This is a genomic window from Amycolatopsis sp. NPDC049691 (assembly GCF_040675005.1).
GTDB lineage: Bacteria > Actinomycetota > Actinomycetes > Mycobacteriales > Pseudonocardiaceae > Amycolatopsis.
The window spans coordinates 1-18,182 of sequence record NZ_JBFANX010000025.1 but is presented as its reverse complement, the minus strand read 5'-3'; the positions used below and the strand labels follow the sequence as shown (position 1 = coordinate 18,182).

Here is an 18,182-nt window from a genome sequence, read left to right as displayed (position 1 = left end):
TCTAAAGTGTGAGAGCAGATCGACGCAATAAGGCGACGAGAATTTGCAAGTTACGAACAGGCCCCGGATGGCTGTGTTCGGCAGGGCGCAGGGCTTCGCAAGCGGCCTGACGCGGGCACGCCCGAGAGCGCGACGGCTTGAGGGCTGTCGCGCTCTGGAGGTGGTTGGTGGGCCGCTGCCGACCGTGTGGAGGGGTGGCGGGGGTGAGGCGCGCGGGAGTCGGGAGCGTGCCTGCCCAAGCGCCCCAATGTGGCCTTCGGTGCGTCATACGCAACCAAGGCCACATTGGGGCGCTTGGGGCAGACGTGAAAAGGGCGCGACGACCGGAGTCGTCGCGCCCTTCGTGGACCTGGCTCAGGCGATGCGCCGCGCCGTGGACCCGCGGACCACCAGTTCCGGCGCGAACAGCAGCTCCTCCGCCGCCACCTCGCCGCCGTTGATTCGCTTCACCAGCAGCTCCACCACCGCCCGGCCCATGGCCTCGATCGGCTGGCGGGTCGTCGTCAAGGGCGGGTCCGTGCAGTTCATCAGCGCCGAGTCGTCGTAGCCCACCACCGAAATGTCCTCCGGCACCGACAGCCCCTGCCGGCGCGCCGCGCGGACCGCTCCCAGTGCCAGCAGGTCGCTCGCGCACAGCACTGCCGTCGCGCCGCGGGGGTACAACCTCGCCGCCGCCGCGTGGCCGCCCTCGATCGAGAACATCCCGTGCTCGACCAGCTCGTCCAGGACCGGCAACCCCAGCTTCGCCGCGTACGCCTGGAACGCCGCCAGCTTGCGCTGCGACGGCACGTGGTCCGACGGCCCCAGCACCAGCCCGATCTTCTCGTGCCCCAGCGAGCTCAAGTGGCCCACGACCTGCTCGACGGCCACCGCGTCGTCGCACGAAACCTGGGGGAGGCCGAGGTGCTCGACCGCCGCGTTGATCAGGACCGTCGGCAGCCGCCGCTCGACGAGGTGGTGGTAGTGCGAGTGGACCGCGTCCGCCTGCGCGTACAGCCCGCCGGCGAACACCACGCCCGACACCTGCTGCTGCAGGAGCAGCTCGACGTACTCCGCCTCGGACACCCCGCCCGCGGTCCGCGTGCACAGCACCGGCGTGAACCCCTGCTGCGCGAGGGCGTTGCCCATGATCTCGGCCAGCGCGGGGAAGATGGGGTTCTGCAGCTCCGGCAGCACCAGCCCGACCAGCCGGGCCCGCTCGCCGCGCAGCTGGGTGGGGCGTTCGTAGCCCATCACGTCGAGCGCGGTGAGCACGGCGGCCCGGGTGCTGGCGGACACCCCGGACCGGCCGTTGAGCACCCGGCTGACCGTGGCTTCACTGACCCCGACCTGGCGGGCGACTTCGGCAAGACGACGCGTCATGAGTGAAACTTTACAGCAACCAGGCGCAAAAGTATGACAAGCCCGTACCGGTCCAGCCAACCGGTACGGGCTTGCCGACAGCCGAGCTACGAAGCCGCCACTTCGAACTCGGACACCTGGCCCGCGGGCCAGCCGGTGTTGCCGGTGAACGTCAGCCGGACGAAACGTTGCGACGTCGCCGTGAAAGACGCCGACGCCGTGTTGCCGGAAGCCGGGTCGAACGCGTAGCCGCGCGATCCCACCAGCGTCGTGTACGTCCCGCCGTCCGTGCTGCCCGAGATCGTCACCGTCTGGGTCCGCGCACCCCACGCCGACGACGGGGGCAGCTTCAGCGTCACCTTGTTGATCGACGCCGCCGCGCCCAGGTCCACCGTCAGCGTCTGCGGGAACGCGTTGTTCGCGCTCTCCCAGTACGAATTGGCGTCCCCGTCGACCGCGTTCGACGGCGGGAACCCGCCCTGCGAGGCCGACGCGCTGACCGGCTTGCCCTTCGCGATGTTGGTCCCCGACTGCGGGGGCTGCGGCGGCCCCGAGTTCGGCGCCGGCCACGTCGAACAGTCGCTCCACGTGCCGGTCCAGCCGCTGTTGCCGGAGCCGCTGAACGTCATGCGCGGGATCGACGTCGGGTACGGGCAGTTGTACGTCCCGGTCACCCCGACGCCGGACGCCGTCAGGTTGCTGATCGACACCGAGCCCTGTGTCTGCGACTGCGCCACGAACGTCCCGACGCCCTGCACGGAGACGCCGTCGATCGTGATGCCCTGGATCTGCTTGCCGGCGCCGTTGCCGTCGATGAACTGGATCGCTTCGTACGGGCTCTGGATCGCGGTGAAGCCGGTGACCCGGATCGTCACGCCGGTGATCGCCTGGTCGCGCGCGTCGAACCACAGCGCGCCCACGCCGAACTGCCAGTTCGGGTCGAGCGCGCCGGCCCGCAGCGCCGTGTTGTTCGACAGCGTGACCGTGCCGGACAGCGGCACCGAGTTGAACCGGTTCGCGACCAGGTAGCCGCCGCCGAGGGCGTTGGTGTCCTGCACGAGGTTGCCGCTCACCGTGTTGTTCGACCCGCCGTAGAGCGCGATGCCGTTGGCCAGGTTCGGCTGCACGACCGTGTTGTTCGCGATCGTGTTGCCCGAGTCGGCCTGGCCGTTGGACCACAGCGCGAGCCCGTCGTCGCCGTTGTTGCGCAGGTAGTTGTTGCGCAACGTCGAGTTCGTGACGGCGCCGTCGAAGTTCACCCCGTCGGCCTGGGTGTCGAGGATGCGGTTGTTCTCGATGGTGACGTTCGACGACGCGCCGTTCATCAGCCACAGCCCGCACTTCGTGTCCTGGATCCACAAGCCGGAAACGACCGAGCCGTTGCCCAGCACGCCGTGGAACGCGTTGTCCGGGCTGCCGTCGTTCCGCTCGGTGACGTCACCGAACACGGCGAAGTCGTAGAGCTTGATGTTCCCGGACGCGCTGCCGTTGTTGAAGATGTTGTTGCCGTGCAGCACGGTGTACCACTGACCCGCGCCGCGGACGGTCGTCTGGTCGATCTGCAGCGCCGAGCCGATTTCGAACCGCCCGGACGGCACCCAGACCTCACGACCTTGCGAGCGCGCCGCCGAGAGCGCGCTGCGGAACGCCTGCGAGTCGTCCGAGGAGTCGTTCGCCGTGGCGCCGTAGTCGGTCACCGAAAGCGAGTTGGCCGGCTGGGAGCCCGCGCCGCCGACCTGCTCGAAGTCCGCGAGGTCGATGGTCGCCTGGCCGACGTCGCCGGAGTCGGCCGCGACCCGGACCTTCGCGCCGGCCGAAGCGTTCTGCCCGAACAGCAGCCGGGCGTCGTCGAAGAAGTGGTGCGTCTTCGCGCCCGGGATCCAGCCGGTGTCCACATAGGAATACCGGGACGTCACCGGCAGCCCGCTGCCGAGCTTGGTCCCGTTGACGTACACCGAAAGCCGGCCCGAGGACCCGTCCGGCAGGTTGTAGTGGACGTTGATCGAATTGGCCGCCGCGGGCAGCGTGAACTCGACGTACTGGCCGGTCGTGATCCGCACGGCCTGCCGTCCGGAGGCCTCCGAGGCGATCGAAGCCTGGGTGTAGTCGGGGCCGACGGCCGAGCCGTTGGTCGCCGAGCACTCGGCCTCGACGGTCCGGAACGGCACGCTCGCGCCGCCGGACGCCGTCGTGGGGCAGGTCGCGGCAGTGGCGGGCGCGGCGCCGGACAGGACGGTCAGGCCGGACGCGGCGAGCGCGGCGGCGAGTAGCGCCGGGATGCGGGACATCGTCGTCACCTTTCTGGTCAGGAGGAATAGGCTTCGAGTTCGGACAGCTGCCCGGCGGGCCAGCCGGTGTTGCCGGTGAAAGTCAGCCGCAGGGTGCGCACGGACGTCGCCGCGAAGGTCACGGTCGCGGTGTTCCCGGACGCCGGATCGAAGGCGTAGGTCGCCGACGCCTTGACGCCGTCGACCGACAGCGTCTGGGTGCGGGAGCCCCACGACGGCGGCAGCTTGAGGACGAGCCGCGACACGCTGACCGTGCTGCCGAAGTCGACGGTCAGCGACTGCGGGAACGCGTTGTTCTTGCTCTCCCAATAGGAATTCGCGTCGCCGTCGACGGCGTTGCCCGGCGGGAAGCCACCCTGCGAACCGGACGCGCTGACGCTCTTGTGCAGCGCGAGGTTGCCCGTCGGCTGGGTGGGCGTGGTGGTCGGGGGAGTGGTCGTACCGCCGTTGTCCGACCCGTACACCGGCGATGGCCACGAGCCGCAGTACGTCGTCGTCCAGCCGGAGTTGCCGCCCTGGTCGGCCAGCCCGGCGAGCGCGTCCGGGCCGAGGCAGTTGTAGACGCCCGCCCGGCCGACACCGGTCGCGACGACGTTCTTGACCGAGCCCGTCGGCTTCGACTGCAGCTGCCAGGCGAAGGTGCCGGCACCGCTGATCCGGACGCCGTCGAAGTGGACGTCCGTGGTGGCGCCGTCGATGAACTGGATCGCCTCGTAGTTGTTGTCCCGCAGGTCGAGGTCGGTGACGTCGACGCGGCCGGTGATGGCCGAGTCGCGGCCGTCGAACCACAGGGCACCGACGCCGAACTGCCAGTTCGAGTCGAGCACGCCCGTGCGGATCGCGGTGTTGCGCGCGACCGTCGTCGTGCCCGAAAGCGGCACCGCGCTGAACCGGTTGGCGATGTGGATCCCGCCGCCCTGGTCCTGGTTGTCCGCAACGACGTTGTCGGACACGGTGTTGTCGTGCCCGCCGTAGACCGCGATGTTGTTGGCGAGGATCGGCAGCAGCACGGTGTTGAAGGAGAACGTGTTGTGGTGGTCGGCGTCGTGCTCGGACCACATCGCCAGGCCGTCGTCGCCGGTGTTGCGCAGGAAGTTGTTCGTCACCGTGACGTTGCTGATGCCCTGGTGCAGGTTCAGCCCGTCGGCGGTCTGGTCGAGGATCCGGTTGCCGGACACGGTGAGCCCGTCGAACGGCCCGTCGAGCCACAGGCCGACCTTCGTGTGCTGCAGCCACAGGTTCTGCACGACCGAGCCGCCGCCCAGCGCGCCGCCGACGGCGTTGGACTGGTCGCAGTCGACGCGCGCGTCGACCTGGCCGATGATCGCGAAGTCGTAGAGCTTGACCGCGCTGCTCGTGCCGGGCACGGCCGGGTTCCCGGGATACGTCGACGTTCCGCAGCTCGCCGGTTCGCCCTTGCCGAAGATGCCGGCGCGTGGGCCCGTGAGCACCGAGTACCAGGGCCCGGCGCCGCGGATCGTCACCTGGTCGACCGTGATGTGGTGGCCGAGGGTGAAGGTCCCGGAGGGGATCCAGACTTCCTTGCCCTGGCTGCGAGCCGCGGACACCGCCGAGTCGAACGCGGAGGCGTCGTCGCTCGTGTCACCCGCCGTGGCGCCGTAGTCGGTGACGGACACCGAGTTCGCGGGCCGCGTGGCCGCCGGCCCGACCTGTTCGAAGTCGGCGAGGTCGATCGTCGCCGGCGTGACGTCGCCCGCGTCGACCTGCAGCTTGATCTTGGTGCCCGCCGGGTAGGACGTGCCGAGCAGCGCGCGGGTCTCGTCGTAGAAGTGGTGCGCGTGGCCGTCGCCCGGGTTGTTGGTGAACGGGTACGACCCGTAGTACCAGGCCCATTTCGAGGTCAGCGCGATGTCGCGGTTGTGGGCACCGCCGACGTACAGCGAAATCGTCCCCGTCACGGAATCCGGGACGCTGTAGCGGAAGTCGATCGAGTTCGCCGGCGCGGTGAGCGTGAACTCGACGTACTGGCCCTGGCCGGACAGCGTCACGGCTTTGCGGCCGGACGCCTCGCCGGCGAGCGTGCCCGCGGCGCGGTTCGGGCCGATGACCGAACCGTTGGTGGCGGCGGTTTCCGCTTCCTGTTCGACGAAGGGGACGTTCGCGCCGCGACCGGCGGCGAGCGCGTGGGCCGGAAGGGCGGCGATGGTGACGCCGGCCGCCGTGATCACGGCAGCGGCGAGCGCTCCCAGTCGAATTTTGGGCGCGCTGAAGACAGAGCTGGGGGACATGGGCGGCACTGGCCTTTCCGCAGCAGGTGGGGACCTCTGTGATCCGGATCATACGAATCCTGGACAGGAAATCGCAATACTTGGACGAACGTACGCAAGTTTGCGACAGGAATTGACGACTGCGCCGGATGCCCGGCGTTCGCTTACGCCCAGCGGAGCAACACCCTCGACGGCGGGCCGCGCTGATAGTTTTCAGTCATGAGCCAGCGACGTGCGGACGGCAGCGCCGGGGACGCGGACTACGGCGCGATCGGCGGGGTCTACACCGACTACCGCAAGCCGGATCCCCGCATCGGCCGGTACATCCTCGACGCGCTGGGCGACGCGCGGACCGTGCTGAACGTCGGCGCGGGCGCCGGCGCGTACGAACCCGAAGACCGCGAAGTGACCGCCGTCGAGCCGTCGGCGTCGATGCGCGCGCAGCGGCCGGCGGACCTGCCGCCGGCGGTCGACGCGGTGGCCGAGAAGCTGCCGTTCCCGGACCGCGCGTTCGAGGGCGCGATGAGCACGTTCAGCGTCCACCAGTGGAACGACCTGTGGACCGGGCTGAAGGAGATGCGCCGGGTCACCCGCGGCCCGATCGCCATCCTGACCTGCGACCCCGCGCTGCTGCGCCGGTTCTGGCTGCTCGACTACGCGCCCGAGGTGATCGAGACCGAGGCGCGGCGCTACCCGTCGGTCGACGACATCGCCGACGGGCTCGGCGGCCACACCTCGATCGTCGGCGTGCCGATCCCGATCGACTGCACGGACGGCTTCAACGAGGCCTACTACGCCCGCCCGGAACGCCTGCTCGACCCGGGCGCGCGGCTGTCGTGCTCGGCGTGGAGCTTCGTCGACGACCGCGTCCACCACCGGTTCGCCGCCGAGCTGCAGCACGACCTCGACGACGGCACGTGGGACCGCCGCTACGGGCGGCTGCGCGAGCAGCGGACGTTCGACGGCTCCCTGGTCCTCGTGGTCTCGGACCCGACGTCGTGACGCCGCCGCCGTTCGACCCGGAGCTGGCGCCCGTCGTCGAGATGCTGCGCGCCCTCCGGCCGCCGCTGGCGTCGCTCGCCGACATCCCGGGCCGGCGCGAGCTGAACGCGGCCGAGCACCGGACCGTCGAGGAGCTGGTGGCCGCGTACCCGGCGTACAAGGTCGCCGAGGAGCACGCCGGGGACGTCCCGCTGCTGGTGATGACGCCGGCGTCGAGCGCGGGCGTCCTCTACTACGTGCACGGCGGCGGCACGATCGTCGGCAGCCACCTCGGCGCCGACGTGCCGAACCTGCTGGCCTGGGCGGGCGAGCTGAACTTGACGATCGTGTCGCCCGGTTACCGGCTCGCCCCCGAGCACCCGTACCCGGCGCCGCTCGAGGACTGCTACGCGGGTCTCCTGTGGACGGCCGAGCGGTTCGCCGGCCCGCTCGTGCTCGGCGGGATCAGCGCGGGCGGCGGGCTCGCGGCGGCGACCGCGTTGCTGGCCCGCGACCGCGGCGGGCCGTCCCTCGCCGGCCAGCTGCTGCTCTGCCCGATGCTCGACGACCGCAACGACACCCCGTCGGCGGTCGACCTCGACGGCCGCGGGTTGTGGGACCGCACGGCCAACAACGTCGGCTGGACGGCGTACCTGGGCGGCCTCGACGAAGTCCCGCCGTACGCGGCGGCGGCCCGCGCAGCCGACCTTTCCGGCCTGCCGCCGGCGTTCCTGGACGTCGGCACGGCGGAGACGTTCCGCGACGAGGTCGTCGCCTACGCGAGCCGCCTGTGGCAGGCGGGCGGCGAGGCGGAGCTGCACGTGTGGCCGGGCGGCTTCCACGGCTTCGATTCGCTGGCGCCCGAAGCGCGGCTCAGCCGGGCAGCGCGCGCCGCCCGGCTGAGCTGGTTGCGCCGCCTACTCGGCCAGTAGGTCCTGCAGCTCCCGCACCGCGACCGCGAGTTCGTCCGCGAAGCGGTACATCTCGGCCGACACGTGCTTCGGCGTGCTCAAGTAGATGTTCCACCGGTCCGGCAGCAGCACGTACGCGATGCCGATGCACTGCGGGCTCGTCGAACCGAACCCGAAGTACTGGATGTTGACCGACGGCGCCGAGCTGGTGCTCAGGTAGTCGTCGCGCGACTTCAGCCAGCCCGGCGAGGAGTACAGCGGCAGGTCCGTGGCTTCCCCACGGCGTTTCGCGATCAGCTGCAGCTCCCACAGGTGCTGCTCCGGCGCGTCCCCGGCCTGGCACTCCTTCGCGCGGGCGACGTGCTTCGCCGCCGCGGCGCGGAACGCTTCCCGCTTCTCTTCCCGCGAAGCGCTCGACGAAGTCATGACGTCGGCGAAGCGCACCACCTCGGGCGTCACGACTCGCATGGCTTCGGTCCGGCCGTTCTGGAACTGCCGCGTCGCGATCGACTCGTACGTCGCACCCGTCAGGCCCTTCGCCCGGCGGTGCGCGAGCTGGTACGACATCTGCGCGAAGGCGTCCGGGGACATCCCCAGCTCCTTCGCGCGATTGGCGCCGAAGTCGAACGACACGGTCTGAGTCGCCGTCGCGTCCGCGTAGGCCTTGAAGGCGGCTCGGGCGGCGCGCGCGTCTTCGCGGAGAGCGTCGGTCAGCGTGAACTCGACGACTTCGTAGCCCGGGACGCCGTCCGCCGGCTCGCGCTCTTCGCGCGAACCGCTCAGCAGAGCGTCGGTGAAGCCGAGGATCGTCGTGCCGTCGAGTTCGCAGTGCTCGACGTTGATGCCCGCCGTGCCGTCCTCGAACACGATCAGCGAGACGGCCTTGTCGTACCACCGATTGTCGCCGTACAGCAGCTGGTCACCCGCCTCCAGGGCGTTCGACGGCGTGAAGTCGTCCAGGCACAGGCAGAACAGCGCGGTCTCGATGGTCTCCAGCGCGGCGGCGTTGCCCGCCTCGAGGAGCGCGGCCCGCGACGCCGCCCACTCCGCGCGTGCCTTCGTCGTGAAGGGCCCGGCCGGGACGTCGGTGACGTGGTCGTCCTTGAGGATCGCGCGCAACCCATCGGCGAGCTGCGCCGGCGAGTGCGGGCGGCCGTCTTCGGCGAGGACGTCCATCCGGAACGGCGTGCCCTTCGAGAACACGACGATGTGCCGCTCGGGCGACGGGAACCGCGTGCGGGCGGTGTCGAGCAGCTCGCCCGGGATGCGGGTGGCCGAGAACAGGTACTTGTGCTGCACCATCGACTGCGGCGTGCCGCGCAGGAGCACCGGCGGCACGAGCTCGGCGTCGAGCTTCAGCTTGTAGTCCACGGCGGCCGCGGTCAGCTCGGCCGCGCGCTCCACCTGCCCCAGCGGGGAGTCGGAGAACAGGAAGAAGAAGTTGGCGTTGAGCGCGATCCGGTCGCGGCGGCCGAGGTAGCGGTACGGCCAGAACGTGTCGAGCCAGCTGCGCACGCCGGGCGAGCGGTCGTACTCCTCGAGCGCGGCCTGCAGCCCGTGCGCGGGGCTGTCCGGCGCCAGGAACCGCGCGACCGCGGCTTCGGTTTCGGCCAGCTCGTCCGGCGTCAGCAGGGGGGCGCACCACTCGAGGAAGCGGCGGCCGCTGTCCTCCAGCGTGGGGACGGGGACGCGGGGAAGCCGGTCCTCGTTGCCGAAGGTGCGGGTGGACCAGTCCGGACTGCTCACGGTCATCCTTCTTCGTCGGAGGTGCCCAGCGCGGCCGCCAGCTCGGCCGCGCCCTCAGGACGGGAAACATACAGCTGCGCGTAGAGCCAGCCATCGGATTCGAGCCCGGCCGGGTCGATCCCGGCGGCGTCGAGGGTGTCCAGGATCTGCGCCTGCTCCTCGCCCGAGGCGAACTGCCGCTGCCGGAACACGCCCGGCACCTGAGCGGTCTCGTACCCCAGTTCGGCCAGGCTGTCGGCGACCGGCTCGTAGGAGAACATCCGCAGCACGAAGTGCGCCATCCACGGCCGCGAGCCGCGGGCGATCCGGGTCAGCGTCTTCTCGGTGACGTACCCGACGCAGCCGGTCGAGATGACCAGGTCGACGTCGTCCAGCAGCTTCTGCTGAGTGGGGTCGGGGTCGTCGCGTTCGAGGTCGGCGTGGATCGCCTCGTCGAGGAACCCGGTGGAAAGCGCGTATTCGAGCGCCGGCGCCGACGCGTCGAGGCCGTGGAACTTCGCGCCGCCCAGGTCGGTGACGCGTGCCCGGTCGGCCTCGATCAGCTGCGCGTGGCCGAGCGCCCGCACGTCCGGGGCGGTGTAGTGCGCGTAGAGGTCGTCCATCGTGGCTTCGCAGCGCCTCAAGGCCGCGTTGACACCGTACGAGCAGCCGACGTCGAGCACGGTCGGGCGCTCGGCCGGGTGTTCGGCGATCAGCTTCGCGAAGTACGGCTTCGCCAGCTGCGGGATTTCGTAGTTCACGCGCCGCAGGGTGCCGAAGAACGGCCTCGGGTCGGGCGCGGTGTAGATGTGGTCGAACGAGATCTTGCCGGTCGAGTCGAAAGGCACAGGCCAGGCTCCTGATCTAGTCGAGCAGCTCGTCGCCGCGGTCGGTGCGTCCGGCCAGGTGGGCGGGCAGGACCCGGCCGAAGAGCTGCCTGGTCCGCTCCGCGCTGCCGATGACCCCCGGGCGCTCGCTGTAGGCGAAGATCGCGGAATGCCGCGCGATCGCGCCCTCCACCGTACTGACCCGGTGCAGGGCGAAGCGTCCTTGGAAGAGCTGCAGATCCCCCGGACGGAGGCCGAGGCGCTGCACCGGATGGGTGCCGTCCTCGGCGAGCACGGCCCGGACGGCCGCGAAGTTCTCGTCGGCCGCCGACCGGATGCCGGGGCAGTACTCGAAGGTCCCGCCCGCTTCGGCGGCCTGCGTCAGCATGCTCACGGTGTAGGAGTTCGTGTCGAAGTGCCACGGGTGCGCGCGACCGGGCGCGATCACGTTGAGCGTCAGCCCGGACAGCGGGTCGGCCAGCTCGTGCAGCTCCGGCAGGCCGAAGCAGTCGGCGACGAACCGCTGGAACACCGGGCTGCCGTAGAGCCGGGCGATGATCGACGACGCGGGGATGTGGTCCCGCGCGACGAAGGCGTTGCCGCGCTCCATGATCGTGCGGCCCGGGTGGTCGCCGGGCAGCGGTGCGTCGATCGCCGTGTTGTAGGCGTTGACCTTCTCGATCTTCGTGTAGGCGTGCGGTTCGAGCGCGGCGCACTCCGCGCGGAGGGCTTCCTGCAGCTCGGGCCGGATGAAGTCGGCGAGCACGCTGCAGCCGACGTCGGCGAGGTCCGCCCGCGTGCGCGCGACGGTCTCCCGCCACGCGGTGCTGTCCGGATCGGTGAGCGGGTAGCGGTCGGTGTCGACCATTTCCAGTGGCGCTACGGAGGTGCTCATCGAGGTCCCTTCCGGCGGGTGAAGGAACAGAGGTAGCACAGAGTCCCGCTGGTCAACCGTCGGTTTGTGAGCGGTGACACAGGGTTGTCAGGCCCCCACCTCGGTGGCCCACGAGCTGACCGTGACGGTGTCCGTGGTGCCCAGATCGGTGTCGAGGGGCTGCTTTTGCGCAGGTTCGCCCGGCACCGGCACCACCGCGATTGCCGCGCCCGTGCGCGTGTCGCCGCTCGTGACGGTCGCCGACCACGCGAGCACGGCCACGACCTTCTCGCCCGGCTGGACGGTCAGGTCCTGCGGGCCGAGGTCGCGCGCGAAGTACGAAGTCCCGTGCTCGACCTTCACCTCGAGCGGGGTGCCGTCGCCCGCGAGGATCCTCAGGTCGGGGTAGCCGGTGACCCGCCGCGGCGCGGTGTCCCGGTTGGTCAGCGTCAGCACGCTCGCGCGGTGGCCCAGCCCGGCCTCGACCTGGCCGACCGAAAGCGACAGTCCCGTCGACGGTGGCGGCCCGTACGTCGGGCTCGGCGTGGTCGTGGGTGTCGGTGCGGGCGGGGGCGGCGGAGTGCCGCAACCCGCGAGAAGCGCGACGAGAAGAACCGGCGTGAAGCGGAAAACCCCCATGATCCGGAAGGGTAGCGGGCGCCCCGGAAGGCGCCCGCCACGCCTCACGGAGTCAGCAGCGGGAGAAGCGGCTTGCGCACGGCCGTCGCGACGCCGTCCGACGCCTGCGCGGCGGCGAGCCGCTCGGCCGACGGCCGCCCGTACCCGGTCGTGCGCTGGACCAGCGGACGCCCCAGCGGTTCGACCATCGCGCGCATGTCGCTGATCGTCTTGTACGACCCGTTGGACGCGCCCGCCATCCGGCTGATCGTCTCCTCCATCAGCGTGCCGCCGATGTCGTTGACCCCGCCCTGCAGCACCGCGCGGCTGCCTTCTTCCCCGAGCTTCACCCAGGAGCTCTGGATGTTGTCGATCATGCCGTGCAGCAGCAGCCGGGCCAGCGCGTGCACCGCGCGGTTCTCGCGCAGCGTCGTGCCCGGGCGGGCCAGGCCGGCGAGGTAGATCGGCGCGCTCTGGTGGATGAACGGCAGCAGGACGAACTCGGTGAACCCGCGCCGGCCGTGCTTCTCCAGGCCTTCGCGCTGCAGCCGCGCGAGGAGCTTCAGGTGCGCGACCCAGTGTGCCGGCGTGTCGACGTGGCCGTACATCATCGTGGACGTCGTCGGCAGGCCGACCTCGTGCGCCGTCGTGACGACCTTGATCCACTCCGACGTCGGCAGCTTGCCCTTGGTGAGCACCCAGCGGACGTCGTCGTCGAGGATCTCCGCCGCCGTGCCCGGCAGGGAGTCCACGCCGGACTCCTTGGCCTTGATCAGCCAATCGCGAAGCGACAGGTTGGTCCGCGAAGCGCCGTTCACGACCTCCATCGGGCTGTAGGAGTGCAGGTGGATCTCCGGCTGACGGCGCTTGACCTCGGCCGCGAGGTCGAAGTACGCGGTGCCGGGCAGGTCCGGGTGGATGCCGCCCTGCATGCAGATCTCGGTCGCGCCCGCGGCCCACGCCTCGTCGACGCGGTCGCCGACCTGCTCCAGCGAGAGCGTGTACGCGTCGGCGTCGGTGCGACGCTGCGCGAAGGCGCAGAAGCGGCAACCCGTGTAGCAGACGTTGGTGAAGTTGATGTTCCGCGTGACGACGAACGTGATGTCGTCGCCGACGGTCTCGCGGCGCAGGTCGTCGGCGATCCGGGTGAACGCGTCGAGTTCGCGGCCGTCGGCGTGCAGCAGCGCGAGCGCGGCGTCGTCGGACAGGCCGGCCGGGTCCTTTTCCGCGCTGCGCAGCGCTTCCAGGATGTCCGTGTCGAACTTGGCCGGCCCGGTCTTGATCCGGTCGCCGATCTCCTTCCAGTCCCCGTACACGGAGTCGAAGTCGCTTCGGCGGTCCTCGGTGCGGCCGCTGGTGTCGATCTCGGTGTGCAGGTCGGTGCGGCCGGACTCCTGCCAGCCGCCGTCCGGCTCCTGCCACGGGATGCCGACCGGCAGCGCGTCCTCGCGGGCCAGCCCGGTGTCGTAGTCGACGAGCGCGGCGACGTGCCGCGTGATCCGCGGGTCGAGCCACGGCTCGCCGGCCTTGACGTACTCCGGGTAGATCGTCAGCCGTTCCTTCAGCTCGAACCCGGCCTTCTCGGTGCGGCGGGCCAGCTCGTCGATCTGCGGCCACGCGCGTTCCGGGTTGACGTGGTCCGGGGTCAGCGGCGAGACGCCGCCCCAGTCGTCGATGCCGGCGCGGATCATCAGGTCGTACTGGCTGCCGATCAGGTTCGGCGGCGCCTGGATGCGCATCCGCGGGCCGAGCACCAGCCGGGCGACGGCGATGTTCGCGGCCAGCTCCTCGAGGTCGGCGTCCGGCGTCGCGCGCATCTTCGTGTCCGGCTTGGCCCGGAAGTTCTGCACGATGACTTCCTGGATGCCGCCGTAGGTCTTGGCGACCTTGCGGATCTCGAACAGCGCGTCCGCACGCTCCTCGAACGTCTCGCCGATGCCGATCAGGACCCCGGTGGTGAACGGGACCGAGCTGCGTCCGGCGTCTTCGAGCACCCGCAGCCGCACGGCGGGTTCCTTGTCCGGCGAGCCGTAGTGCGGCCCGCCCTTCTCGCTCCACAGCCGGGTCGCGGTGGTCTCCAGCATCATGCCCATCGACGGCGCGACCGGCTTGAGCCGCTGGAAGTCCTGCCAGGTCAGCACGCCCGGGTTGAGGTGCGGCAGCAGGCCGGTCTCCTCCAGCACGCGGATGGCCATCGCGCGGACGTAGGACAGCGTGTCGTCGTAGCCGTGCGCGTCCAGCCACTCGCGAGCGGCCTTCCAGCGGTCCTCGGGCCGGTCGCCGAGCGTGAAGAGGGCTTCCTTGCAGCCCATCTCGGCACCCTTGCGGGCGATGTCGAGCACCTCGTCCGGGGACAGGAACGGCGATTCGAGCCGGCCCGGCACGGTGACGAACGTGCAGTAGCCGCACCGGTCGCGGCACAGCCGGGTCAACGGGATGAACACCTTGCGGCTGTAGGTGATGATCCCGGCGCGCCCGGCCTCGGCCAAACCGGCGTCGCGGATGCGGGAGGCGTACTCGGAAAGCGTGGTGAGGTCGTCGCCGCGGGCGTGCAGCAGGACGGCCGCTTCGGTGACGTCCAGTGTCTTCCCGTCACGCGCCCGGGCGAGCGCGCGGCGCATCGCGGAGGCGGTCGGGGCGGTGGCGTCGGGTTCGGGTCCCATTCCGCCCACGCTAGGACCGTCCTGAGGCGACCAGCCAGTGTGTGTTGCGCACCCGGCTGGATTTGTACCCGGACGTGATCGTCGTCGCAGGTCACCGCGGTGCCGTGGTTGTCGATCAGCGGCCCGGCGTGTATTACCTAAAGGGTGGCATCGGTGGTCGGCAAGAAGATCGGCGGACGGACGTACTACTACCTGGCGGAGTCCGGCCGGGTCGACGGCAAGCCGCGGGTGGTCACCCAGCGTTACCTGGGGACGGCCGAGGAGATCGCCCGCGCCGTCCCGGGCGGCGAGCCGGCCTCGACGTCGTACCGGCCGTTCGGCGACGTCGCCGCGGTGTGGTCGACGCTCTCGCGCTTGGACTTCGTCCGCCGCGTCGACGACGTCGTCCGCACGAAGCCTTCGCTCGGGCCGACCCTCGCGGTCGCGGTGCTGCACCGGGCGACCGCGCCCGGCACCCCGCTGCCGGACTGGTGGGCGTCGGGGCCGGCCGCCGACCTCGTCCGGCCCCGGTTGTCCACAGTAGACGGTATCTGGAAGGCGCTGGAACGCCTTACGCCGGAACGCATCGCGGGCATCGAGGACACCCTCGCCGCCGCCGTGCTGGAGACCCTCGACGACCACGCGGCCCTCGCCGTCGACGTCCCCCAGTTCGCCGCGTTCGCCCCGGCGGACTGCACGCTGCCGTCCGCGTGCCAGGGCGTCCTCGCCGGCGTCGGGCTTCGGGTGACCCGTGACGGCGCCATCCCCCTGAACTCGCGGCTGTACCGGCGCGACGACGGCACGGCACCGACGTTCGCCTCGCTGATGGCGGGACTGGGGCCGGCGACGCTCGTCTTCCACTCCGGCCAGGCGGCCCAGCTGGACCTCGGTTCACGCAGCGGGTTCGTCGGGTCGCTGCCGCTGACCGACCACCCCGAACTGTTGACCCAGCCCGCGTCCGCCCGCAAGCGCGTCGACCCCGAGCGGTTCGCCGGGCTGACGGCACTGGACACGCACGCGGTCGTCGACGGCGTCCGGCGGCGGGTGATCCTGACGCATTCGGCGACGCTGCACGCGGCACAGTCCCGCGCGTTCGCCGACGAGCTGGCCACCGCGACCCGCGAGCTGGACGGCCTGGCCGAGGCGCTGGCCGCGGGCACCCACCGCGGCGACCGCGCCCAAGTGCACGCCGAGCTGGGCCGGGTCACGCGCGGCCGGCGGATCGAACGCGTGCTCACGGCCGTGCTGAGCGGCACCCGGCCGGGCGAAATCCGGCTGGAACGGCGGATCGACTCCGCCGCGCTGGCCCGGCTGGACGAGGAGTTCTTCGGCAAGCAGGTGCTGGTCACCGACCGGGACTGGCCGATCGGCGACGTCGTCACCGCCTACCGCGCGCGCACCCACCTGGAGTCGACGTTCCGCTGGCTGACCGGGCCCGCCGTCACCGGCCCGACCCCGCGCTGGGAGTGGACGCGGCAGCGGATCGCCGCGCACGGCCTGGTCTCGGTGCTCGCGGCGACCGTCACCCACCTCATGCGGCGCGAGGCCGACCGGGCGGGCATGAACCTGTCGGTGCGGGAGCTGCTGGACCGGCTCGCGGGCATCGGCGAGCTGGTGCTGCGCTACCCCTCCACCGGCGGGCGGCCGCGCACCAAGCGCCTGCTGACCGAGCTGGACCCGGAACAGCAGGCGCTGGCCTCGCTGTTTCAGCTCTCGCGGTAGATCTGGAGGGCCGAGAAGCTCTGCACCACCGGCATCAGCTCGATGACGTTGATGTTGACGTGCTTCGGCTGGCTCGCCGCCCAGTGGACGGACTCGGCGACGTCCTCCGCGGTCAGCGGCGTGGTGCCCTCGTAGACCCTGTCCGCCTTGGCCGCGTCGCCGTCGAAGCGGACCTTCGAGAAGTCGGTGCCGCCGACCATGCCGGGCTCGATGTTCGTCACGCGCACGCCGGTGCCGTGCAGGTCGCTGCGCAGGTTGAGGCTGAACTGGTGGACGAACGCCTTGGTCGCGCCGTAGACGTTGCCGCCGGGGTAGGGGTAGGTGCCGGCGATCGAGCCGATGTTGATCACGTGGCCGCGGCCGCGCTCGACCATGCCGGGCAGCAGCGCGCGCGTGACGTGCGCGAGGCCGCGGACGTTGGTCGCGATCATCTGGTCCCAGTCGTCCAGGTTCGCCTGGTGGGCGGGCTCGAGGCCCTTGGCGAGGCCGGCGTTGTTGACCAGGACGTCGATCTCCCGCCACTCCTCCGGGAGGGCGTCGATCTTCTGCCGGACCGCGTCGGGGTCGCTGACGTCGAGCTTGATCGGCAGGACGGCCTCGCCCAGCTCACCGGCCAGCTTCTCGAGCTTGTCCTCGCTGCGGGCGACGGCGACCACGCGGGCGCCCTCGGCGACGAACCGGCGCGCGATGGCGTCGCCGAAGCCGGCGCTCGCGCCGGTCACGAACACGGTCTGCTGGGTCATGGGGTAGCTCCGCTGTTCTTCAGGAAGGTGCTGAGTGCCTCGTCGAACTCGGTCTCGCGCTCCAGGTTAGGCAGGTGGCCCGCGCCCTCGATCACCACCAGGGTCGAACCCGCCACCTCCCGGTGGATGAGCCGCGCGTCTTCCACCGGGGTGAACTCGTCCTCGCTGCCGACGACGACCAGGGTGGGGACGTCGATGTGCTTCAGCGTCGGCGTGTAGTCGGGGCGTTCGGCGCGGCCCCTCAGCGCGGCGGCGGCTCCTTCTTTCGGCGCGTCGCGCATCATGCGCCGGACGTGGGCTTCGACGTCGGGCCTGGTCGCGCGGGTCCGCTTCGAGATCATCTTGGGGAGCAGCTCGTCGGCGTAGCGCGCCATGCCCTCTTCGGTGATCCTCGCGGCGGTGTCGTAGCGGGCCTGCTTCGCCTCCGGGGTGTCGAGGCCGGGGAAGGTGTCGGCCAGGAGGAGGGCGGTCACCCGTTGCGGGTGGTCCGTCATCAGCTGCATGACGATCTGGCCGCCCATGGAAAGGCCACCGAGGACGAAGCGCTCGAGGCCCAGGTGGTCGGCCAGCGCGATGAGGTCGTTCGCGAAGACGTCGAGGCCGGTCTTCGTGTCGCCGGTCTTGGAGCCGCCGTAGCCGCGGAGGTCGGGTGTCACCACCCGGTGGCCGCGCCCGGCCAGGTACTCGGCCTGGGGACGCCACATGGAGCGGTCGAAGGGGTGGCCGTGGACCAGCAGGACCGGCTGCCCGTCGCGCGGGCCGAGGTCGTCGTGGGCGAGGTTCATGCGACCGACGCTAAGCGGAGCACTGGCGCGGAGCAATACGGTGCAATGTAGTCGGAGCAATGTTCTTTCGCTGGCGCTCCGGGGCCCGTGGGTGCAGACTGAGCCGCAGACGGGCTTCGTCATGGGGTCTGACCTGCGCTGATCTTGTTAAGGGACCCCCCTGTTTCGGGCCCTTTCGGGGCATGTAAAGTTCTCCAAGTCGCCAGGGAAACCGGGCGGCGGGGACACGAACCAAGCTCTCGCAGAAGCGATTGAGTGGGTGGCCCACCAAAACTGCTAGAAATAACTCGCTTCGAGTAAGGCCGCTTGACGGCGGTGCGACTCGGGGTGTGTTGCTTGAGAACTCAACAGTGTGCTAGTGAACTAAGCCAGTAGAGCTTATATATGTAACCTCGTATGAGGTTCCTTTGAGAGCATTAAATTGCCTCGATTAAACTGTTCATTGTTGGAGAGTTTGATCCTGGCTCAGGACGAACGCTGGCGGCGTGCTTAACACA

Annotated in this window: 13 protein-coding genes; 3 read left to right on the top strand and 10 right to left on the bottom strand. The window is 70.6% G+C overall.

Annotation, left to right across the window (positions count from 1 at the left end; genetic code table 11):
• Positions 1-354: 354 nt before the first annotated feature.
• The 3 genes from AB0J40_RS39460 to AB0J40_RS39450 form a co-directional block, all read right to left on the bottom strand.
• On the bottom strand, positions 355-1,362 hold the full coding sequence (locus AB0J40_RS39460) for a LacI family DNA-binding transcriptional regulator (RefSeq protein ID WP_364464248.1): 1,008 nt from the start codon (positions 1,360-1,362) through the stop codon (positions 355-357).
• Positions 1,363-1,448: 86 nt separating this feature from the next.
• Complete coding sequence (locus AB0J40_RS39455) at positions 1,449-3,629, bottom strand: discoidin domain-containing protein (RefSeq protein ID WP_364464245.1); 2,181 nt, start codon at positions 3,627-3,629, stop codon at positions 1,449-1,451.
• A 17-nt stretch (positions 3,630-3,646) separates the two neighbouring features.
• Positions 3,647-5,878, bottom strand: coding sequence for a discoidin domain-containing protein (locus AB0J40_RS39450; protein ID WP_364464242.1), 2,232 nt, complete (start codon positions 5,876-5,878; stop codon positions 3,647-3,649).
• 198 nt (positions 5,879-6,076) lie between these two features.
• Between AB0J40_RS39450 and AB0J40_RS39445 the strand changes: the two genes are divergently transcribed.
• Positions 6,077-6,859 carry a class I SAM-dependent methyltransferase gene (locus AB0J40_RS39445; protein ID WP_364464239.1) on the top strand — a complete coding sequence of 261 codons (783 nt, stop codon included), beginning with the start codon at positions 6,077-6,079 and terminating at the stop codon, positions 6,857-6,859.
• On the top strand, positions 6,856-7,770 hold the full coding sequence (locus tag AB0J40_RS39440) for an alpha/beta hydrolase fold domain-containing protein (protein WP_364464236.1): 915 nt from the start codon (positions 6,856-6,858) through the stop codon (positions 7,768-7,770). Before AB0J40_RS39445 ends, AB0J40_RS39440 begins: the two co-directional genes overlap by 4 nt.
• On the opposite strand, the gene AB0J40_RS39435 is transcribed toward AB0J40_RS39440, so the two are convergent.
• The 5 genes from AB0J40_RS39435 to AB0J40_RS39415 all read right to left on the bottom strand — a co-directional run bounded on the left by AB0J40_RS39435 (position 7,756) and on the right by AB0J40_RS39415 (position 14,456).
• Positions 7,756-9,501: a choline/carnitine O-acyltransferase gene (locus AB0J40_RS39435; RefSeq protein WP_364464233.1), complete on the bottom strand. Its 1,746-nt coding sequence runs from the start codon at positions 9,499-9,501 to the stop codon at positions 7,756-7,758. The two genes, AB0J40_RS39440 and AB0J40_RS39435, sit on opposite strands and share 15 nt — an antisense overlap.
• Entirely contained in the window at positions 9,498-10,322 is an 825-nt protein-coding gene (locus AB0J40_RS39430; RefSeq protein ID WP_364464231.1) for a class I SAM-dependent methyltransferase, read from the bottom strand. Before AB0J40_RS39430 ends, AB0J40_RS39435 begins: the two co-directional genes overlap by 4 nt.
• A 16-nt stretch (positions 10,323-10,338) precedes the next feature.
• On the bottom strand, positions 10,339-11,196 hold the full coding sequence (locus AB0J40_RS39425) for an arpA protein (protein WP_364464228.1): 858 nt from the start codon (positions 11,194-11,196) through the stop codon (positions 10,339-10,341).
• An 87-nt stretch (positions 11,197-11,283) separates the two neighbouring features.
• Positions 11,284-11,814: a DUF4232 domain-containing protein gene (locus AB0J40_RS39420; RefSeq protein ID WP_364464225.1), complete on the bottom strand. Its 531-nt coding sequence runs from the start codon at positions 11,812-11,814 to the stop codon at positions 11,284-11,286.
• A 44-nt stretch (positions 11,815-11,858) separates the two neighbouring features.
• Entirely contained in the window at positions 11,859-14,456 is a 2,598-nt protein-coding gene (locus AB0J40_RS39415; RefSeq protein WP_364464223.1) for a bifunctional FO biosynthesis protein CofGH, read from the bottom strand.
• A 153-nt stretch (positions 14,457-14,609) separates the two neighbouring features.
• Between AB0J40_RS39415 and AB0J40_RS39410 the strand changes: the two genes are divergently transcribed.
• On the top strand, positions 14,610-16,157 hold the full coding sequence (locus AB0J40_RS39410; RefSeq protein ID WP_364464221.1) for a transposase: 1,548 nt from the start codon (positions 14,610-14,612) through the stop codon (positions 16,155-16,157).
• Here the strand turns inward: AB0J40_RS39410 and AB0J40_RS39405 are convergent.
• Both AB0J40_RS39405 and AB0J40_RS39400 read right to left on the bottom strand, forming a co-directional pair.
• Complete coding sequence (locus AB0J40_RS39405; protein WP_364464218.1) at positions 16,142-16,900, bottom strand: SDR family oxidoreductase; 759 nt, start codon at positions 16,898-16,900, stop codon at positions 16,142-16,144. The two genes, AB0J40_RS39410 and AB0J40_RS39405, sit on opposite strands and share 16 nt — an antisense overlap.
• Entirely contained in the window at positions 16,897-17,685 is a 789-nt protein-coding gene (locus AB0J40_RS39400; protein ID WP_364464215.1) for an alpha/beta fold hydrolase, read from the bottom strand. Before AB0J40_RS39400 ends, AB0J40_RS39405 begins: the two co-directional genes overlap by 4 nt.
• Between the last annotated feature and the right edge of the window lie 497 nt (positions 17,686-18,182).

Coding starts and splice junctions, on each gene's coding strand:
- AB0J40_RS39460 (WP_364464248.1), bottom strand. CDS start 1,362: ATGACGCGTCGTCTTGCCGAAGTCGCCCGCCAGGTCGGGGTCAGTGAA.
- AB0J40_RS39455 (WP_364464245.1), bottom strand. CDS start 3,629: ATGTCCCGCATCCCGGCGCTACTCGCCGCCGCGCTCGCCGCGTCCGGC.
- AB0J40_RS39450 (WP_364464242.1), bottom strand. CDS start 5,878: ATGTCCCCCAGCTCTGTCTTCAGCGCGCCCAAAATTCGACTGGGAGCG.
- AB0J40_RS39445 (WP_364464239.1), top strand. CDS start 6,077: ATGAGCCAGCGACGTGCGGACGGCAGCGCCGGGGACGCGGACTACGGC.
- AB0J40_RS39435 (WP_364464233.1), bottom strand. CDS start 9,501: ATGACCGTGAGCAGTCCGGACTGGTCCACCCGCACCTTCGGCAACGAG.
- AB0J40_RS39425 (WP_364464228.1), bottom strand. CDS start 11,196: ATGAGCACCTCCGTAGCGCCACTGGAAATGGTCGACACCGACCGCTAC.
- AB0J40_RS39420 (WP_364464225.1), bottom strand. CDS start 11,814: ATGGGGGTTTTCCGCTTCACGCCGGTTCTTCTCGTCGCGCTTCTCGCG.
- AB0J40_RS39415 (WP_364464223.1), bottom strand. CDS start 14,456: ATGGGACCCGAACCCGACGCCACCGCCCCGACCGCCTCCGCGATGCGC.
- AB0J40_RS39405 (WP_364464218.1), bottom strand. CDS start 16,900: ATGACCCAGCAGACCGTGTTCGTGACCGGCGCGAGCGCCGGCTTCGGC.
- AB0J40_RS39400 (WP_364464215.1), bottom strand. CDS start 17,685: ATGAACCTCGCCCACGACGACCTCGGCCCGCGCGACGGGCAGCCGGTC.